Here is a 16215-nt window from a genome sequence, read left to right as displayed (position 1 = left end):
GTCACTTCTCCTCCTGGCTCGGGATGAAGCGCCCCGTGCAGCTGTGCGCGCCGTCCTTGTGCCGCTTCTCGGGCAGCGCCGCACACACCCAGACCGAGCCGTCCGCCGGGGCGGCGATCAGCGGTGTGTACACGTCGCGGTCGTAGTGCACGACGTTGGCGGCCGCCGCCCCGTCGGAGTTGTTGACCACGACGGTCGCCCCCACCTCGGCGAAGGAGATACGACCCCACGCCGCCTTGCAGGCCGGGCTGTAGCGCAGCTCGATGACGAGGTCCTCGGGGATGGACCCGGTGCGTACGGTGACCGCGTCGGCGCCGCAGTTCATCTTCTTCGGGTCCCGGCCCTCGCAGGCTTTACCCGCGCATCCGGTCGCGGGACCGGCGGTCCGTACCGCCTTGGGCGAGGCCTGCGCGGCCTGTCCGAAGGACCCGGTGGCGTACATCGCGGCGGCGGCGGCCCCCAGGGCCAGTGCCGCCATCACTGCCGACCACGCCAGGACGCGGTGACGCCGTACAGCGGGCTGCCGCGGGCTCTCCTCCTCTTCCGCCGCCGTCTCGGCGGGGTGCGGGGCCTCGGCGGGGCGCGGGGCCTCGTCCTCCCCGGCCGGCGGGCTCTCCGCCGGCCGTTCGGCCCGTTCTTCGTCCGCGCGGTCCCACAGAGCCAGGTACGGCTCCGGATCCGCCGCGCAGAGCCTGGCCAGGCTCTCGACGGCCGCCCGGGGCGGGAACTGCTTCCCGTTCACCCACCGTTCCCACGACGACTTCGCGTAGTGGGTCCTTTCACTGAGCCGGGCGAAGCTCAGTCCGGATTTGTTCTTCAGTCCGAGCAGTTCGTTCGCCAGCCGTCTGGCAGGCGTATCGGAATCACTGCTCGACCCAGTCGCACGGTCCACTCGGTTCCGCTCTCCGCACCCTTGAATTCATGCCCATGCCAGTCATGGGCGCGCTCATCCTAAGCGTCTCGGGCCTGGCAGCAGTCCGGGTCGAGGCCGGGCGGCAGGTGCTCCCCGCCGAAGACCGCGCAGGTGGCGTCGTGACCGCCGAGCGCGGCGACGGCCAGCAGGAGGGATCCGGCCGTCCAGGTGGTGAGTTCGTGGGGCCAGATCGTGTCGTCGTCGAAGACGTAGCCCGTCCAGTACAGGCCGGTCTCCTGATCGCGCAGGTGCTGGATGGACTGGAGGATCTCCAGCGCGCGATCGGACTCGCCCATCGCCCACAGGGCGAGGGCCAGTTCGCTGGACTCGCCGCCGGTCACCCACGGGTTGGGCACCACGCAGCGCACGCCCAGACCGGGCACGACGAAGCGGTCCCAGTCCGCCTCGATACGGGACTTGGCCTCCGCGCCGGTCAACGCGCCGCCGAGGACCGGGTAGTACCAGTCCATCGAGTAGCGGTCCTTGTCGAGGAAGCGCTCGGGGTGCCGGCGGATCGCGTGGCGCAGCGCGCCCACCGCCAACTCCCAGTCCGGCTGCGGCTCTTCACGCTGCTCGGCGATGGCGAGCGCACAGCGCAGGGCGTGGTGGATCGAGGAGCTGCCGGTGAGCAGGGCGTCCGTGGTGGGCGTGCCGTCGTCCTCACGCCGCCAGCCGATCTGGCCGCCGGGCTGCTGCAGCCGCAGCACCCATTCGACGGCCGCGTAGACGCACGGCCACATGCGGTCCAGGAACGTGTCGTCGCCGGTGGACAGGTAGTGGTGCCACACTCCGACGGCTATGTAGGCGACGAAGTTCGACTCGCGGGCGCGGTCGGTGACGTCGTTGTGGGCTCCGTCGGCGTAGGCCGCGTACCAGGAGCCGTCCTCGTGCTGATGGGTGGCGAGCCACAGGTAGGCCCGCTCGGCGGCCTCGTGCTCGCCGGCCGCGTCCAGGGCCATCGCGGCCTCGGTGTGGTCCCACGGGTCGAGGTGGTGTCCGCGGAACCACGGGATCGCGCCGTCCTCCCGCTGCACGGCGAGGATGCCGCGCACGGTCGCGGCAGCCTGCCCGGCGGTGAGGACCCCGGGCAGGACGAGGTGTTCTGTCCGGGGCGTCGTCACTTGGCGGCCGCCCCGTCCGTCTCGGCGAGCCGGGGCAGATGGGGCTTGGTCGCGTAGAGGACGAAGCTCTTGCCGATGACCGGGTTCAGCGCCTGCTCGGCGATCCGGGTGGCCAGCGGCTTCTTCATGATGTCCCAGACCAGCAGCTTGTGGTACGCGCGCACCGGCAGCGCCTTGTCGTTGTCCACGCCGAAGGCGCACTTGAGCCACCAGTACGGGGAGTGCAGGGCGTGGGCGTGGTGGCTGCCGTACGGCTTCAGGCCCGCCTCACGGACCTTGGCCAGCAGTTCGTCGGCCCTGTAGATGCGGATGTGGCCGCCCTCGACCTCGTGGTAGGCGTCGGACAGCGCCCAGCAGACCTTCTCGGGGCCGTAGCGCGGCACGGTGACGGCGATCCGGCCGCCGGGCCTGAGCACGCGCACCATCTCGGCGAGCACGCCCTTGTCGTCGGGGATGTGCTCCATCACCTCGGAGATGATGACGACGTCGAAGGACTCGTCCGGGAAGGGCAGCGCGAGGGCGTCGCCCTCCATCGCGGTCGCGGTCGCTCCCTCGGGCGCCTCGCCGGCCTCCTTCATCGCCGCGAACCACTTGGCGACCTCGCGGATCTCCTCGGCGTTCTGGTCGAGGGCCACGACCTGCGCACCCCGTCGGTAGCACTCGAAGGCGTGCCGGCCGGCCCCGCAGCCGAGATCCAGGACACGATCGCCGGGGGCGAGCGGGAACCGGGAGAAGTCGACGGTCAGCACGTGGCCCTGCTTTCGGAAGAGATGCCTGCAACGGTCGCTGAGGCCGCCGGGCGGCCGGGGTTCTGGGCCGGCGCGGAGCCGATCGCCTCGCGGTAGCGGGCCACCGTGCCCTCGGCCGCCCGGGCCCAGGTGAAGTGCCGCAGGACCCGCTCACGGCCTGCGCGGCCGAGCCTGGTGCGCAGTTCCGCGTCGCCGAGCAGCCGGCCGAGGCCGGCGGCCAGCGCCCCCGCGTCGCCCGGCGGTACGGCCAGGCAGGTCTCTCCGTCGCGTCCCGCGACCTCGGGGATGGCACCGCCGGTGGTGGCGACCAGCGGGGTGCCGGTGGCCATGGCCTCGGCGGCGGGCAGCGAGAAACCCTCGTAGAGCGAGGGCACGCAGGCGACCTCGGCCGAACGGATCAGGTCGACCAGCTCGGCGTCGGAGATGCCCTTGACGAACTCGACGGCGCCTTCGAGGCCGTAGCGCTCGATCGCCTGGGCCACCGGGCCCTCCGTGGGTCGTTTGCCGACGACGACGAGGTGGGCGGCCGGGTGCTCGGTGCGCACCTTCGCGAGGGCCTCGACGAGGAAGACCAGTCCCTTGAGGGGCACGTCCGCGCTGGAGGTGGTGACGATCCGGCCGGGCACCTCGGCCACGGCCGGATTCGGCGCGAACAGGTCGGTGTCGGCGCCGATGTGGACCACGTGGATGCGGTCGTCGCGGACGCCGAGGTGGTCCACGATCTCCTGCCGGGAGGTGCCGGAGACGGTGAGCACCGAGGGCAGGCGGCGGGCGACGCGCTTCTGCATCCGGGTGAAGGCGTACCAGCGGCGCACCGAGAAGCGGCGCTGCCAGCCCTCGGCGGCGTCCAGCTCCAGCTGCCGGTCGACGGTGATGGGGTGGTGGATCGTGGTGACCAGGGGGGCGCCGATGTCGCCGAGCAGGCCGTAGCCGAGCGTCTGGTTGTCGTGGACGACGTCGAACTCACCGCGGCGGGCTCGCAGATGACGGCGGGCGCGCAGGGAGAACGTCAGCGGCTCGGGGAAGCCGCCGGTCCACATGGTGGCGACCTCGAGGGCGTCGACCCAGTCCCGGTACTCGTCCCGCCCGGGGGTGCGGAAGGGGTCGGGCTGGCGGTAGAGGTCGAGGCTGGGCAGCTCGGTCAGGGTCAGCCCCTCGTACCCCTCGTCCAGGACGGGGTACGGCTGCGAGCCGATGACCTCCACCCGATGGCCGAGGCGGGTCAGCTCGCGCGAGAGGTGGCGCACGTACACGCCCTGGCCGCCGCAGAACGGGTTCCCTTTATAGGTGAGAAGCGCAATGTGCAGGGGTCGCTCGCCGTCGGCTGCGAGGTCCGGTCGGGGACCCGCCTGACTGGCCTCAGCGGTCACTCTGGGCCCCCTTCTGGCTGCACTGTCCCGCGAGACTACGACGGGACGCTAATCTAGAACAAGTTTCAGACTTGATCGTTCAAGAGGCTCTGAATCTACCGGCAGGTAGGGACGCTGTGAGCAGTGGATCAGGTGATTCACGCCACCACGCTGACCCCCGCCGTGCAGGATGATCACAAGCCCTACAGACGCCCTCACCGACTGTCACGGAACGGGACCCATGCCTGCGGAATCCAAGGTGGAAGCGCACAGCGTCCGGCCCTCGTCGCCGCCGCTGACCGAGCGGCAGGAGGCCCGCCGACGCCGGATCCTGCACGCGAGCGCACAGCTGGCCAGCCGCGGCGGTTTCGACGCCGTGCAGATGCGTGAGGTCGCCGAGTCCTCGCAGGTGGCCCTCGGCACGCTGTACCGCTACTTCCCGTCCAAGGTGCATCTGCTGGTCGCCACCATGCAGGACCAGCTGGAGCACATGCACGGCACTCTGCGCAAGAAGCCGCCCGCGGGCGACACGGCCGCCGAACGGGTCGCGGAGACCCTGATGCGGGCCTTCCGCGCGCTGCAGCGCGAGCCGCATCTGGCCGACGCCATGGTCCGCGCGCTCACGTTCGCCGACCGCAGCGTCTCCCCCGAGGTCGACCAGGTCTCCCGGCAGACCACGGTGATCATCCTGGACGCGATGGGGCTGGAGCACCCCACCCCCGAACAGCTCTCGGCCGTCCGGGTGATCGAGCACACCTGGCACTCGGCCCTGATCACCTGGCTCTCGGGCCGTGCCTCCATCGCCCAGGTCAAGATCGACATCGAGACGGTGTGCCGCCTGATCGACCTGACGGAGCCGGAGGCGTCCCGCTGACCCGGCCCTGTTCCGGTCGGGGCGCCGTCACCCCGGCCGGCACGTCGTCACCCCGGTCGGACGTCGTCCCCCTGACCGGAACGCCGTCACCCCGGCCGGACGTCGCCACCCTGACCGGAACGCCGTCGGAACCGCAGGGAGTACCCCGCGGTTCCGGCAGTGCTAGTCCTCGGGAGGGAACACCGGCTCCCCGTTGCCCACCAGCGTGATCGTGATCGCCTCCACGGGGCAGCCCTCGGCCGCCTCCAGGACCTGCTCGCTCGCGTCGGTGTCCGGCTCGACGGGGTGGGACTGGCGGGCGGTGTCGAGGCGGAAGCCGTCCGGGGCGTGGTGGACGCACTGGGCCGAGCCGATGCACACGGACCGGTCGACCTCGACGTGCCAGCGGTCGCCCATCCCTAGGCCCCCGCCGGCAGGTGGATCATCTTGTGCTCGAGGTACTCGCCGTACCCCTCGGGGCCGAACTCCCGCCCCAGGCCCGAGTTCTTGTAGCCGCCGAAGGGGCCCAGCATGTCGAGGCTGAAGGTGTTGACCGAGTAGGTGCCGGTGCGCACCTGCCGGGCGATCTCGATGCCGCGCTCGACATCGGCCGTCCACACGCTGCCGGACAGGCCGTAGTCCGAGTCGTTGGCGATCTTCACCGCTTCCCGTTCGTCGCCGTAGGGCAGCAGGCAGATCACCGGCCCGAAGATCTCCTCGCGGGCGATCCGCATGGAGTTGTCGACGTCGCCGAAGAGGGTCGGCTCGACGTACCAGCCGCGCTCCAGCCCGGCCGGGCGGCCGCCGCCGGTGAGGATCTTGGCGCCCTCCTCCTGGCCGATGCGGATGTAGTCGAGGTTGCGCTGCTGCTGGCGCCGGGCGACCAGGGGGCCGACCTGGGTCGCCGCATCCAGCGGGTCGCCGACCTTCAGGGCGCTCGCCGCCCGGGCGAAGGCGTCCGCGAACTCGTCGTAGCGGGCGCGCGGGACGAGGATGCGGGTCTGGGCGACGCAGGCCTGTCCGTTGTTCATCCAGGCCGCCGGGACGATGCCCGCGACCGCCGTGGCCGCGTCCGCGTCGGGCAGCACGATCGCCGCCGACTTGCCGCCCAGCTCCAGCGTGACCCGGGTGAGGTTGCGGGCGGCCACCTCCATCACCCGCTTGCCGGCCGCGACCGAGCCGGTGAAGGAGACCTTGTCGATGCCGGGGTGCCCGACCAGGTACTCGCTGACCTCGCGGTCGGCGGGCAGGATCGACAGCACACCCTCGGGCAGCCCCGCCTCGCGCGCGATCTCGCCGAGCAGGTAGGCGTCCAGTGGCGACTCGGGGGACGGCTTCAGTACGACCGTGCAGCCGGTGAGCAGCGCGGGGGCGAGCTTGGCGGCGGCGACGAACTGCGGAACGTTCCAGGGGACCACGGCCGCGACCACGCCGACCGGCTCGCGCCGGACCAGGATCGGTCCGAGGACGCCGTCCCGGCGCTCCTCATGACTGAAGTCCCGCGCGACCCGGATCGCCGCGTCCCAGACCATCATCGCGCCGAGCGCCTGGGCCAGCACGCTCCAGGAGTACGGGGAGCCGTTCTCGGCGGAGATCACCCGGGCGATCTCCTCGTGCCGGGCGGCGACGGCGTCCTTGATCCGGGTGACCACCTCGATCCGCTCCGCCAGCGAGGCGCGCGGCCAGGGGCCCTCGTCGAAGGCGCGGCGCGCGACGGCCACCGCCCGGTCGACGTCCTCGCGACAGGCGTGCGGCACCCGGCCGATGACCTCCTCGGTGTGCGGGGAGATCACCTCGATGACGTCCTTGCCCCGGGGGTCGCTCAACTCCCCGCCGATGAACAGCTGTCCGTGTTCCACGAGCTCGGTCATGGCCGACTGCCTCCCGCCGCACCGCATGTTTCTGACGCCGTTTCAGAACTGATATCAGTTCTAGTTATAGGGGGCAATGGTAGACACCGAATAGCCCCGGACCAGCGGATTTCCCGCCGGCCCGGGTGCCTTAAGGCCGCTTGGGCCGCCTGTGGGCCGTCGTTGTCGTCGCCGGCAGCCCCGTAGATGCCGTCGACCGCCTTCCGCGTGCGGCTCTCGCTGCTCGGCATGAGGTGCGTGTAGACGCGCAGAGTGAACCCCGGGTCGCTGTGCCCCGGATACCGGCTGAGTGCCTTCAGGTTCTCGTCGGTGTCGAGCGGAACGGACACGCATCTCTCGTGCCGCGGACGCACGAACCTAAGGGCCCAGCACTCAAGACCCCACGCCGGTCAATCAGGGTGTCGTCCAGGTCGAAGAGTGCCGGCCCGGAGCGGCCGGCACCGGTTCCGCCGATGGCCGCAACACCACATGCCCGACCTGCCGGACCTGCGACCGGAAAGGCCCCGACAGGGACCCCTTTCCTCTGCCAAGAAGCCCTACTCGAACAACCGCAGAGATCTCCGCCCATGCGGACCATCGACTCACACCTTGTTGATGCGCCAAGCGATCATGCCTGTCGCGCCAGAACCGCCCTGGATGTCGAGCCGGAGGGAGCCTTTCGCTGTGAGCCGTTCGAAGACCACGGACTGATCGCAGGGGACCGGCTTCTTCGAGCCCGCGACGGCCGGCGTGAACGCAATCTCCGCGGTTCCCTTCCCGGCGCACACCACAGCCAACTTGTAGATGGCGCCCTGGGAGAGGTCCGGTTGCGTGTGGACTCCATCGGAGACGCGTTCTACGCCCGACTCGACCATTGAGCTGCCCTTGTCGGTGACAGCGTCGAGTGCCGACTGAACCTGATCCGTGAGCCTCTTGTCACCCTGCGGCGAGGCGGTGTGGTGCGCGGCCGAGGGTGAAGCGGTGGCCCCGCGTTCGGTGTGGTGGTCCGACGTGCAGGCCGTCAGGAGAAGCGTCGGCACCAAGGCACAGCCGAGAAGCCAACCGCCACGGGGACTCATGCGGAGGTCTCCCAGTACTTCCAGCCGGTCTCTGACGTCGGAAGCGTTGCGGTACCGCTGTCGATCAACGTTCCGCCGTGGCACCCGTCCCCCTTGCGCCGGTACTTCTCCCACGTCACCTTGTACCCCCAGGATCCGTACTGCAGATGGCCGTACTTGCTTCGGGAGATATTGTGCTGGTAGACGTGCCCAGTCGTGATACCCACACTGCCACCGACCTTGCCGTCTATGTGGGCCTTGACTGACCAGATGACCCCCTTGAGCTCACCTTCCGCACCTCCGGAGATCTCGGCATAGATGGTGCCAGCCTTGGTGACGGAGCCAGTCACGCTGCCGCCCGGGCCGTCCTTGTACGTCGTGCCGTTCCACCATGACGGTATGTGGTAGTTCTTCTTCGAGGTGATCTCAAACCACGTTTGAGGGCCGTCACAGTATCTCGGCTGGACCACGGTGGTGGGCTCGTCCTCCTCCCATCCTTCGCGGTCGTTGATCTCGACGGTGTCCTGTGCACCAATGGCGTCCACAGCCTGGTCAGGGCCGTTGGCGGACGGCGTCGACACATCCTGATCGGCCGTTGCCGTGCCCACTGCTCCAAAGCAAAGCAGCAGCACAGCGCTCGATGCGACGGCGGCTCGGCGCATACCTATGCCCATGGTGTCCCCCCCCTTGCCGATGACCGCTGGTCCGGCGGTCGGATGCCTGGACACTACGAGATGGTCATGTGCGCTTCAATGCGAAGATCTCTTTTCTGAGCGTAACTTGAGGCATGCGCAGAGTAATCGTCCGGGCCATGGCGGGCTTGCGCGAGAACGGCACACGGCGGCTCTGAGGTCGCTTGTGGGCGTCCATCACGCGGCTGACGCACATCGGCCGCACAACTGGTCCGACGCGTGAGGCCCCGCATGGCGCACGGCACTCGTCCCGCACGGCGACCGACGCGCGACGCCAACGAGCGCCTTGCCCAAGGCCGGGCCGCCCGTGGGCCGTCCGACAGCAACCGGCAAAGGCTGACAACGACAGGCAACGGCAGCGCCGCCGCCGGCCGGCGCCGCCTCAAGCCGACTTCGCCATGGACTATCTGACGGTCCATCAGTTCTCGCTATAGTGGGCGATGGCCGTGGGGCCCGGGTGGTGGGGCGGAGGACTGATGGCGAAGACGTTCGATCACGGCGGGGGCGTACGGTCCGTCCAGGTCCCCATTCCGGACAATCCCCTGGGATACACGCTGGTGTACGTCGTGGACACCGACCGGGGCCCGGTGCTGGTCGACACCGGCTGGGACGATCCGGCCTCCTGGGACACACTGACGGCGGGGCTCGCGGCCTGCGGCACGTCGGTCCAGGAGGTGCACGGGGTCGTCGTCACCCACCACCACCCGGATCACCACGGGTTGTCGGGGCAGGTGCGCGAGGCCTCCGGGGCCTGGGTGGCGATGCACGCGGCGGATGCGGCGATCGTGCGCCGGACGCACGAGACGCGTCCGGAGCGCTGGTACACGTACATGGCCGCGAAACTGACGGCCGCCGGGGCGCCCGAGGAGCACGTCGCCCCGCTGCGCCGCGTCCGCAGCCGCCGTACCCTGCCCGGCCTCTCGCCCGCCCTGCCCGACCGCGAGATCGTCCCCGGCGAACTGCTCGGCCTGCCCGGCCGCCGGCTGCGCGCGATCTGGACGCCCGGTCACACGCCGGGGCACGTCTGCCTGCACCTGGAGGAGGAGCACCCCTCGCACCTGCCCGGGCACGGGCGGCTGTTCAGCGGCGACCATCTCCTCCCGGAGATCACCCCGCACATCGGTCTGTACGAGGACCCGGACGACGCGACGGTGACCGACCCCCTCGGCGACTACCTGGACTCCCTGGAGCGGGTGGGGCGGCTGGCCCCGGCCGAGGTGCTCCCCGCCCACCAGTACTCCCTCACCGACGCGCCGTCCCGGGTGCGGGAGTTGCTCGCCCATCACGAGGAGCGCCTCACCGGCCTGCTGACGCTCCTCGTCGAACCGCTCACCCCGTGGCAGGTGGCCGAGCGTATGCAGTGGAACCGCCCCTGGCCCGACATCCCCTACGGATCGAGGAACATCGCGGTCTCGGAGGCCGAGGCCCATCTGCGCCGCCTGGTGAAACTGGGGCGGGCGGAACCGGTGCCGGGGAGCGAGCCGGTCACCTACGTGGCGGTGTGACCCCCTCGGCGGGCCGGGGACGGAGCGCCCTGGCCCCCGCCGCGTCACATGGTTCCCTTCACGCCGTCGCGTGCCGCTTCGACGACGGGTGAGGTCGCCAAGGCCTGCGACAGCCGGACCAGTTCGCCCGTGTCCGAAAAGACTGCCGTGTGCAGGCGGGACGTGCCGGGCAGCTCGGAGCCGGGGGGCCGCAGCCGCCCGGCCTGGTGCGCGGCATCGACCACCATGGCGGCGGCCGCGACGAAGTCCGCCTCGCCGGGCGAACTGCCCTGAGCCACCGCCTGCCGGTACGCCGCCTCCCGGATCCGGCCGTCGCAGCGGGACTGGAGGGCGAGCAGGGCGTCCAGGATCCTCAACTCGCGGTAGTACAGCCTGCCGCGGGGCAGCTGCCATCGTGGGGGCGCGGGCTTGGGTGCGGTCGGCACGTTCTGGAGTTCGGCCCAGAGCGGGGCCAGCGCGCGGTAGTCCCACAGGCTGCGCCACTGGGCCTGGGCCGCGGGCAGCAGCCGGGGCAGCACGAAGCCCGCGGTGCAGATCAGGGCGCCCAGCGAGGTCACCGGCGGTGCGAGGTCGGTGGACAGGAAGTCCAGGTCGTGTCCCGTCCACCGGGCGACGACCGCCGTGGACTTCGCGCACTCGAAGCCGATCACGTCGAACGAAAGCCCCACCATGATGAGGCGCAGCCCCGTCCGGAGGATTCCGGTCACCTCGCGCGACCAGCGTCGGCAGACGTAGCACATGGTGAGCAGGCAGGCGCCGTGTCCGGCGAGATAGAGAACGATCATCTCCCGCATGTACGGGGTGTTCGCGTAGTACGTGTCGAGGTCCCGCAGCCGCTCGACGGGCGCGTGTGCCAGGGTGAACATCGTGATGATGGCGGCGATCAGCAGGCTGTACACGACGGCGATCCGCACGCTCCAGCGCCTGATCCGGTCGCCGGGACCGCCGCGCCAGGTGATGAGCAGGATCAGCAGCGAGGCGCTGTACGCCGAGATGACGCTGTAGGTCATCGGAGCGCCGAAGTTGGGTATCCCCGTGACGTCGTTCACCGCGTCCAGGGTGACGGGCGCGGAACAGAAGTAGCACAGGCCGCCGAGGAAGATCGCGGCACAGGTGGTGGCGGTCAGGGGGTCTCTCAGGGCGACGCGCGGTGTCTGGAAGAGCAGCAGCGCGGCCATCCCGAACAAGCATGCCGCCGAGTACACGACAAGGCTCATGGGTCGAGAGCTCCGTTCAGCGTGGGGGGAAGGTGCGCCGGAGGTGAGCGTCGGTGTCATACCGTTTCGGCGGGGGTGGCGCTCTCGTCGAGGCGAAGGACTGTCACGTCCTTGCAGCCGGGCAGTGCGTCGGCGATGGCCAGGAGTGCCGGAAGGTCGGGGCGTGCCAGCAGGGGTTCGCAGGTGCCGACGGCCAGGAACCCGTCCTCTCCGTCACCTGCGGCCCGGGTCGCGGCGGTGATGGCGGTGGCCCACGCGACGGCTTCCGCCTGGTGCGTGTCACCTGCCACATGCAGCTGGCCGAGGTACGTGTCCCGGTACAGCGCCTGGTCGACATGGCGCTCCAGGTAGTACAGGCCGTTGTAGATGGTGGTCTGACGCCAGGTCAGCCACCGGGTGGCCGAGGGCCAGAAGGGCCGCGGGGCCCGCAGGCTTTCGCGGGTCAGCAGCTCCGTGAGTTCCCGGTCGAGCGGGCCCAGCCGCGCGTAGGCGCGCCAGCACCGGGCACGGTTCGTCAGGAAGGGGCCGGCCACCGGGATCACGGTGCCCGCGACGGTCAGCGCCGCACCCAGCCCGGCACAGGCCGGCGAGACCGTCGTACCGAGCCGGGCCCAGTCGTGTCCCCACCAGCGGGCGACCACGGCCACGATCTTGATCCCACTGTAACCGGCACCGAGGACGGCGCCCATCCCCATCATCACCAGTCCGGCGCGCAGATGGCCCCTCACCTGCCGGGCCCAGCTCAGCGACCGGTAGGCGGTGACCACGACGGCCGTGAGGTGCGCGACGAGGTACAGGACGATCAGTTCGCCGATGTACGGCGTGGTGGCGTAGTAGGTGTCGAAGTCCGTCCGCCGTTCCGCCGGTGTGCGGCCCATGGCGAACATGGCGGCGATGGTGCCGAGGACGGCCGAGTATCCGAGGATCCAGTTCCGGGCGGTGCGGGCCGTGTTCGGGCCGCCGCGCCAGTGCACGATGAGGACCAGGGACGCGGCGCTGTAGGCCGTGATGGCCGCGTAGGTCAGCGGGGCCGCCAGGTTCGGCACGCCGCTGACCGAGTTGATGAACCCGATCGTGCGGGGGGCGCTGAGCAGGAAGCACAGGGTGGCGAACGACAGAACGCTGCTGATGGCGAGCAGAAACGGGTCGCGTCGCCGGCGTACGAGGTCGGGGATTTTGGCGAGCAGGCCCAACCCCAGAATTCCGCAACTCACATAGTTGATCCAGCCGCTCATCTCTCGGTCCCGCGGTAATTGAGCGCCGCGCCGATACGTCCGGCGAGATCACTCGTGTTCGCGGTACGTGCCGCGTAGACGGAGTCGGGAGAGGCCTTCAGCCAGGGACGCAGCCGGTCGCCGATGAGCATTCCGAACAGGTCGGCCCGCTGTTCCGCGATTTCCAGGAATCGGGTGCGCGCGGCGGTCGGCCGGGTGCCTTCGCCGTCTGCCAGGGGGAAGAGGTTCTCGGAGTGCGTGGCGAGTGAGGACGAGTCGTTGTCCGCCATGTGCCACAGCTCGTGGCCCAGGATCACCAGCTTCATCCACGGCGGGGCACCCGCTTCGATGATGATGTCGTCGCGCGTGTCGCGCTCGATCCACAGTCCCGTGGTGGCGGTGTGCGGCGCCGGGAAGTTGGCCATGTGCACCACGATGGGTCGCCCGCGCCATTCCGAGGCCGATGCGACCAGCGCGTCCAGCAGATCGCCGGGATCCGCGGGAATCGGAACCCTGATCGGGTCGATGAGTGCGTTGGCAAGCCGACGCATCTTCCTGGTCGTACGCACCGTTCTCCCCGTCGGCCCGCGACTGATGTGGAAGGAGTCGCGGCCGGGCCGGGTCCGCAGCTCAACGTGGCAGGGCGGTCACGTGTGGTCGCAAATATGCCAAGCCCATGTCACTTGAGCCACCTTCGGCGTTTAACCGCGCCCGGGAGGAAAGGGATGTAATGCGGAAACAGGGTGCTTCACGGTGTGACAAGTGGCCAAAACACGGTGCCTGCAGGCCACTTGCGCCCTGCTCTTCCGAAGTCCCGTCCGTCTGCGGCCCCTAGGCGCTTCGGTGGACCTCGTCCTGCGGGCGGGTGATTCTCTCCGCCCAGTACAGGAGGCCCTCCAGTGCCCCGTCCGGCATGCTCGGGGCGCGGCGCGCCAGGCGGTACATCGCCTGCGTGCGCAGCGGTCCCAGCGGGTCCGACTTGCGCTCCAGCTCCTGCAGCACCGGGGCCAGGGCGAGGTCGAGGGCCGTGGGCTCGTCCGTGGTGAAGAACCCCGGCGTGAGGTCGAAGAACTGGCGCAGCCGCTCGGCGGCCTCCAGTCCGGGCAGGCCCCTCTTGTACCACTCGCTGAGGGTTTGCCGGGTGACGCCGGCGATGGCGGCCAACTCCTGCTGGGAGTACGGCTTGCCGTCCTTGCGCAGGTAGTGCGCACGGAGGAAATCCAGCCGCCTGCGCACCCGGGCGGGCACGGACGTCTCCTCGGCGCGGCCGCCGCCCAGGAGAGTGGCGACGACGTGCTGCTCGATGCCCGTCCGCAGGGACAGTGCGGCGACGTCCACGGCCTCGACCTCGGTGAGCCGCTCCGGCTGCCCTGCCGCGAAGTCCAGGGCCTTGAGGGTTTCGGCCAGCCTGGCATATGCGTCGTCGTGAGCCACCGAGCGTTCTCCGGGGGGCGTCGTCTGTTCCTGGTGCTGAAGCAGACGTGAGCGTATCCGGTCATCTTCCAGACAACCAGAGCGTCGACTCCATCTGCGTGGCAATGCAGAAGATCTTGACAATCGAAGGAGCGCGGTAGCAGGATCACCGCACACCTGCGATGGCGGTTGTCTGAGCCAGTAGCACCCCAGGCCGGCACCACCGCTCACGGCCTGTGCTCATCGCCTGCCGCCCCCGCTTCCCCCGGTCTCGGAACAACCGGCGCAAGGAAGCCCGGCGAACGCCGAGCGATCTCCCCGCGTATCCGCTCAGGGCTGAGCGCTGCCCACCCCGACCTCCGGAAGGAAGAACATGGACGCCCTGGTTCTGACGCAACGCCACGTGGGAAAAATAGTCGAGCTCTGCGGCCGCGACCTCTTCGCCGATCTGGTCATCGACCGGCTGCACCGGGCCCTGGCCGGCAAGAGCAAGGGGGTCGCACCTCCCCGGGCCGGCTTCGGCCGGTGCCCCGGGGACACCGGGGCGATCGAGTGGATGCCGTACCACCTGCCCGGTGAGTGCATGACGCTCAAGACGGTGTCGTACACCCCTTCCCCGCCGACGGCCCCCCAGTACTTACCCTCCCTCAGCGGAACGCTGACCCGTTTCGACGACGTGACGGGCCGGCTGACCGCGGTGTGCGACGCGAGACTGCTCACCGCGGTGCGCACGGGCGCGGCCTCCGCCGTGGCCAGCCGGATGCTGGCGCTGCCGGAGAGCCGGGTGCTGGGTGTTGTGGGTGCGGGCGCCCAGGCGGTGACCCAGGCCCATGCGCTCAGCCGGGTCTTTCCCCTGGAGGAGATCCTCGTCCACGACATCGAGGCGAGTCATGCGGCCTCCTTCCGGGACCGGGTGGGCTTCCTGGACCTGGAGGTGCGCCGGGCCGGCCTCGCGGAACTGGTCGCCAGGTCCGACATCGTCTGCACCGCCACCACCGTCCCGGTCGGGGAGGGCCCCGTGCTGTCCGCCGAGGGGCTGCAGCCCCATGCGCACATCAACGCGGTCGGGGCCGACTCCGTCGGCAGGACGGAGCTTCCGCTCCCGCTGCTGCGCGCGGCACTCGTCGTACCCGACCACCTGGACCAGGCGCGGCACGAGGGCGAGTGCCAGCAGCTGTCCGAGCCCGAGATCGGTCCCAGGCTGTCGGCCGTGTGCGCCCATCCCGAACGCTGGGCGCCCTACCGGCACCGGACGACGGTCTTCGACTCCACCGGGTACGCCCTGGAGGATCATGTGGCCCTCGACGTCCTGATCCAGATGGCGGAGGAGACCGGAGTTGGCGAACGCATGCTCATGGAGCACGTTCCGATCGACGCCCTGGACCCGTACACCTTCGCCGACTGAGCGTTGGGGCGGCCGCCGGACCGGATCAGACGCGCCCTGCGCCCTTCGCCTCCGCGACGCTCGCGCCCGGCCCCGACGTAATGATCATCTCCACCAGGTCGGCGAGGGTGGCCAGCTGATGGGCGTTCATCTGCGGAGCGCGTGCGGCCAGCCGGACCAGCCCGCACTCGCGCAGCCTGAGCAGCGGGTCCGCCTCCGCCTCCAGGCTCTGCAGCACCGGCTGCAACGCCTCGTGCAGCGCCTCCGGTTCGTCGGCGGCGAAGAAGCCGGCCGGCAGCCCGAAGAACCTGCGCAACCGGTCGGCGTGTTCGAGGCTCGGCATGCCGCTCTTGCGCCACTCGCTCAGCCACTGCCTGCTGGTCCCGGCGATCCTGGCCAGCTCGTCGAGCGAGTACCGCTTGCCGTCGGGGCGGCGCCGGTTCTCCCGGATGAAGTCCAGCCGCTGCCGCACCCGCTGGGCGAGGCAGGCCTCGGGCGCCCGGCCGCCGGAGAGCAGCTCGACGACGACACCGACGGGAATGCCGGTGCGGTAGGAGAGGTCGGCCACGTCCAGGACCTCCGGCAGCCGACCGGAACGGCCGGTCAGTTCCCCGAGCCGCTCCAGCGCAGCGGCCAGCGGGGCGTAGGCGTCACTCACCGAGGTCCCCCCTGGGCGTGTCGTACGTTCGGTGGCTGGCTCCCGCGAGGCTACCCGGTCACCAGTGCGCCGACCAGGGGTGGCAACGCCTGCTGCTGAATTAGGCAGTAATCGTTGACAGTTGACGGTGCGGTGGGTGAGGATCGGGGTACAGAGAGCAAGATCGACCCGCCTCGGGTGCTGCCTATGGGGGAGCAGCATCCGGGGCGTTCCTCTGTCCGCCTTCTCCCCGCGATGGT

16 protein-coding genes are annotated in these 16215 nt (G+C 70.3%); 3 read left to right on the top strand and 13 right to left on the bottom strand.

Annotated features, from left to right (window positions below; all coding sequences use genetic code 11):
- Position 1 precedes the first annotated feature (1 nt).
- The 4 genes from AB0H32_RS01435 to AB0H32_RS01420 are packed head-to-tail and all read right to left on the bottom strand — an operon-like array spanning position 2 to position 4153.
- Entirely contained in the window at positions 2-892 is an 891-nt protein-coding gene (locus AB0H32_RS01435) for a DUF2690 domain-containing protein (protein WP_361112377.1), read from the bottom strand.
- Positions 893-951: 59 nt separating this feature from the next.
- Positions 952-2034, bottom strand: a complete 1083-nt coding sequence (locus AB0H32_RS01430; RefSeq protein ID WP_361112374.1) for a prenyltransferase — start codon at positions 2032-2034, stop codon at positions 952-954.
- Entirely contained in the window at positions 2031-2783 is a 753-nt protein-coding gene (locus AB0H32_RS01425; protein WP_361112371.1) for a class I SAM-dependent methyltransferase, read from the bottom strand. The genes AB0H32_RS01430 and AB0H32_RS01425 overlap by 4 nt, the downstream gene beginning before the upstream one ends.
- Entirely contained in the window at positions 2777-4153 is a 1377-nt protein-coding gene (locus AB0H32_RS01420) for a glycosyltransferase family 4 protein (protein WP_361112368.1), read from the bottom strand. Before AB0H32_RS01420 ends, AB0H32_RS01425 begins: the two co-directional genes overlap by 7 nt.
- A 220-nt stretch (positions 4154-4373) precedes the next feature.
- Here AB0H32_RS01420 and AB0H32_RS01415 point away from each other — a divergent pair, with 220 nt between their 5' ends.
- The gene (locus AB0H32_RS01415; RefSeq protein WP_361112365.1) at positions 4374-5006 is read left to right on the top strand and encodes a TetR family transcriptional regulator; all 633 of its coding nucleotides are present in this window, start codon (positions 4374-4376) and stop codon (positions 5004-5006) included.
- A gap of 162 nt (positions 5007-5168) precedes the next feature.
- Here the strand turns inward: AB0H32_RS01415 and AB0H32_RS01410 are convergent, their stop codons facing one another.
- From AB0H32_RS01410 to AB0H32_RS01395, 4 genes are all read right to left on the bottom strand, one after another.
- Positions 5169-5402 carry a ferredoxin gene (locus AB0H32_RS01410; RefSeq protein WP_361112362.1) on the bottom strand — a complete coding sequence of 78 codons (234 nt, stop codon included), beginning with the start codon at positions 5400-5402 and terminating at the stop codon, positions 5169-5171.
- A 2-nt stretch (positions 5403-5404) separates the two neighbouring features.
- Positions 5405-6856: an aldehyde dehydrogenase gene (locus AB0H32_RS01405; protein WP_361112359.1), complete on the bottom strand. Its 1452-nt coding sequence runs from the start codon at positions 6854-6856 to the stop codon at positions 5405-5407.
- A gap of 581 nt (positions 6857-7437) precedes the next feature.
- Positions 7438-7914, bottom strand: coding sequence for a hypothetical protein (locus AB0H32_RS01400; protein WP_361112356.1), 477 nt, complete (start codon positions 7912-7914; stop codon positions 7438-7440).
- Complete coding sequence (locus AB0H32_RS01395; RefSeq protein ID WP_361112353.1) at positions 7911-8567, bottom strand: hypothetical protein; 657 nt, start codon at positions 8565-8567, stop codon at positions 7911-7913. The genes AB0H32_RS01400 and AB0H32_RS01395 overlap by 4 nt, the downstream gene beginning before the upstream one ends.
- A gap of 494 nt (positions 8568-9061) precedes the next feature.
- Here AB0H32_RS01395 and AB0H32_RS01390 point away from each other — a divergent pair, with 494 nt between their 5' ends.
- Positions 9062-10090 carry an MBL fold metallo-hydrolase gene (locus AB0H32_RS01390; protein WP_361112351.1) on the top strand — a complete coding sequence of 343 codons (1029 nt, stop codon included), beginning with the start codon at positions 9062-9064 and terminating at the stop codon, positions 10088-10090.
- Positions 10091-10134: 44 nt separating this feature from the next.
- Here the strand turns inward: AB0H32_RS01390 and AB0H32_RS01385 are convergent, their stop codons facing one another.
- The 4 genes from AB0H32_RS01385 to AB0H32_RS01370 all read right to left on the bottom strand — a co-directional run bounded on the left by AB0H32_RS01385 (position 10135) and on the right by AB0H32_RS01370 (position 13955).
- Entirely contained in the window at positions 10135-11307 is a 1173-nt protein-coding gene (locus tag AB0H32_RS01385; RefSeq protein ID WP_361112348.1) for an MAB_1171c family putative transporter, read from the bottom strand.
- Between the two features lie 56 nt (positions 11308-11363).
- A complete protein-coding gene (locus AB0H32_RS01380; RefSeq protein ID WP_361112345.1) occupies positions 11364-12542 on the bottom strand; it encodes an MAB_1171c family putative transporter in 1179 nt (392 codons plus the stop codon).
- Positions 12539-13090: a toxin gene (locus tag AB0H32_RS01375; protein ID WP_361112342.1), complete on the bottom strand. Its 552-nt coding sequence runs from the start codon at positions 13088-13090 to the stop codon at positions 12539-12541. Before AB0H32_RS01375 ends, AB0H32_RS01380 begins: the two co-directional genes overlap by 4 nt.
- Before the next feature lie 262 nt (positions 13091-13352).
- Positions 13353-13955, bottom strand: coding sequence for a helix-turn-helix transcriptional regulator (locus AB0H32_RS01370; protein WP_361112339.1), 603 nt, complete (start codon positions 13953-13955; stop codon positions 13353-13355).
- 352 nt (positions 13956-14307) lie between these two features.
- On the opposite strand from AB0H32_RS01370, the gene AB0H32_RS01365 reads away from it, so the two are divergent.
- Positions 14308-15339, top strand: coding sequence for an ornithine cyclodeaminase family protein (locus AB0H32_RS01365; RefSeq protein WP_361112336.1), 1032 nt, complete (start codon positions 14308-14310; stop codon positions 15337-15339).
- A gap of 25 nt (positions 15340-15364) precedes the next feature.
- Here AB0H32_RS01365 and AB0H32_RS01360 read toward each other — a convergent pair whose 3' ends face one another.
- Positions 15365-15976: an XRE family transcriptional regulator gene (locus tag AB0H32_RS01360; RefSeq protein WP_361112333.1), complete on the bottom strand. Its 612-nt coding sequence runs from the start codon at positions 15974-15976 to the stop codon at positions 15365-15367.
- Positions 15977-16215: the final 239 nt, after the last annotated feature.

The organism is Streptomyces sp. NPDC020362 (genome assembly GCF_040642095.1).
Lineage (GTDB): Bacteria > Actinomycetota > Actinomycetes > Streptomycetales > Streptomycetaceae > Streptomyces.
This window is presented reverse-complemented; position numbering and strand designations above follow the sequence as displayed.

Excerpts from the sequence above, each read along its gene's own strand:
- AB0H32_RS01415 (WP_361112365.1), top strand. The coding sequence starts at position 4,374 with ATGCCTGCGGAATCCAAGGTGGAAGCGCACAGCGTCCGGCCCTCGTCG.
- AB0H32_RS01410 (WP_361112362.1), bottom strand. The coding sequence starts at position 5,402 with ATGGGCGACCGCTGGCACGTCGAGGTCGACCGGTCCGTGTGCATCGGC.
- AB0H32_RS01405 (WP_361112359.1), bottom strand. The coding sequence starts at position 6,856 with ATGACCGAGCTCGTGGAACACGGACAGCTGTTCATCGGCGGGGAGTTG.
- AB0H32_RS01400 (WP_361112356.1), bottom strand. The coding sequence starts at position 7,914 with ATGAGTCCCCGTGGCGGTTGGCTTCTCGGCTGTGCCTTGGTGCCGACG.
- AB0H32_RS01395 (WP_361112353.1), bottom strand. The coding sequence starts at position 8,567 with ATGGGCATAGGTATGCGCCGAGCCGCCGTCGCATCGAGCGCTGTGCTG.
- AB0H32_RS01390 (WP_361112351.1), top strand. The coding sequence starts at position 9,062 with ATGGCGAAGACGTTCGATCACGGCGGGGGCGTACGGTCCGTCCAGGTC.
- AB0H32_RS01385 (WP_361112348.1), bottom strand. The coding sequence starts at position 11,307 with ATGAGCCTTGTCGTGTACTCGGCGGCATGCTTGTTCGGGATGGCCGCG.
- AB0H32_RS01380 (WP_361112345.1), bottom strand. The coding sequence starts at position 12,542 with ATGAGCGGCTGGATCAACTATGTGAGTTGCGGAATTCTGGGGTTGGGC.
- AB0H32_RS01365 (WP_361112336.1), top strand. The coding sequence starts at position 14,308 with ATGGACGCCCTGGTTCTGACGCAACGCCACGTGGGAAAAATAGTCGAG.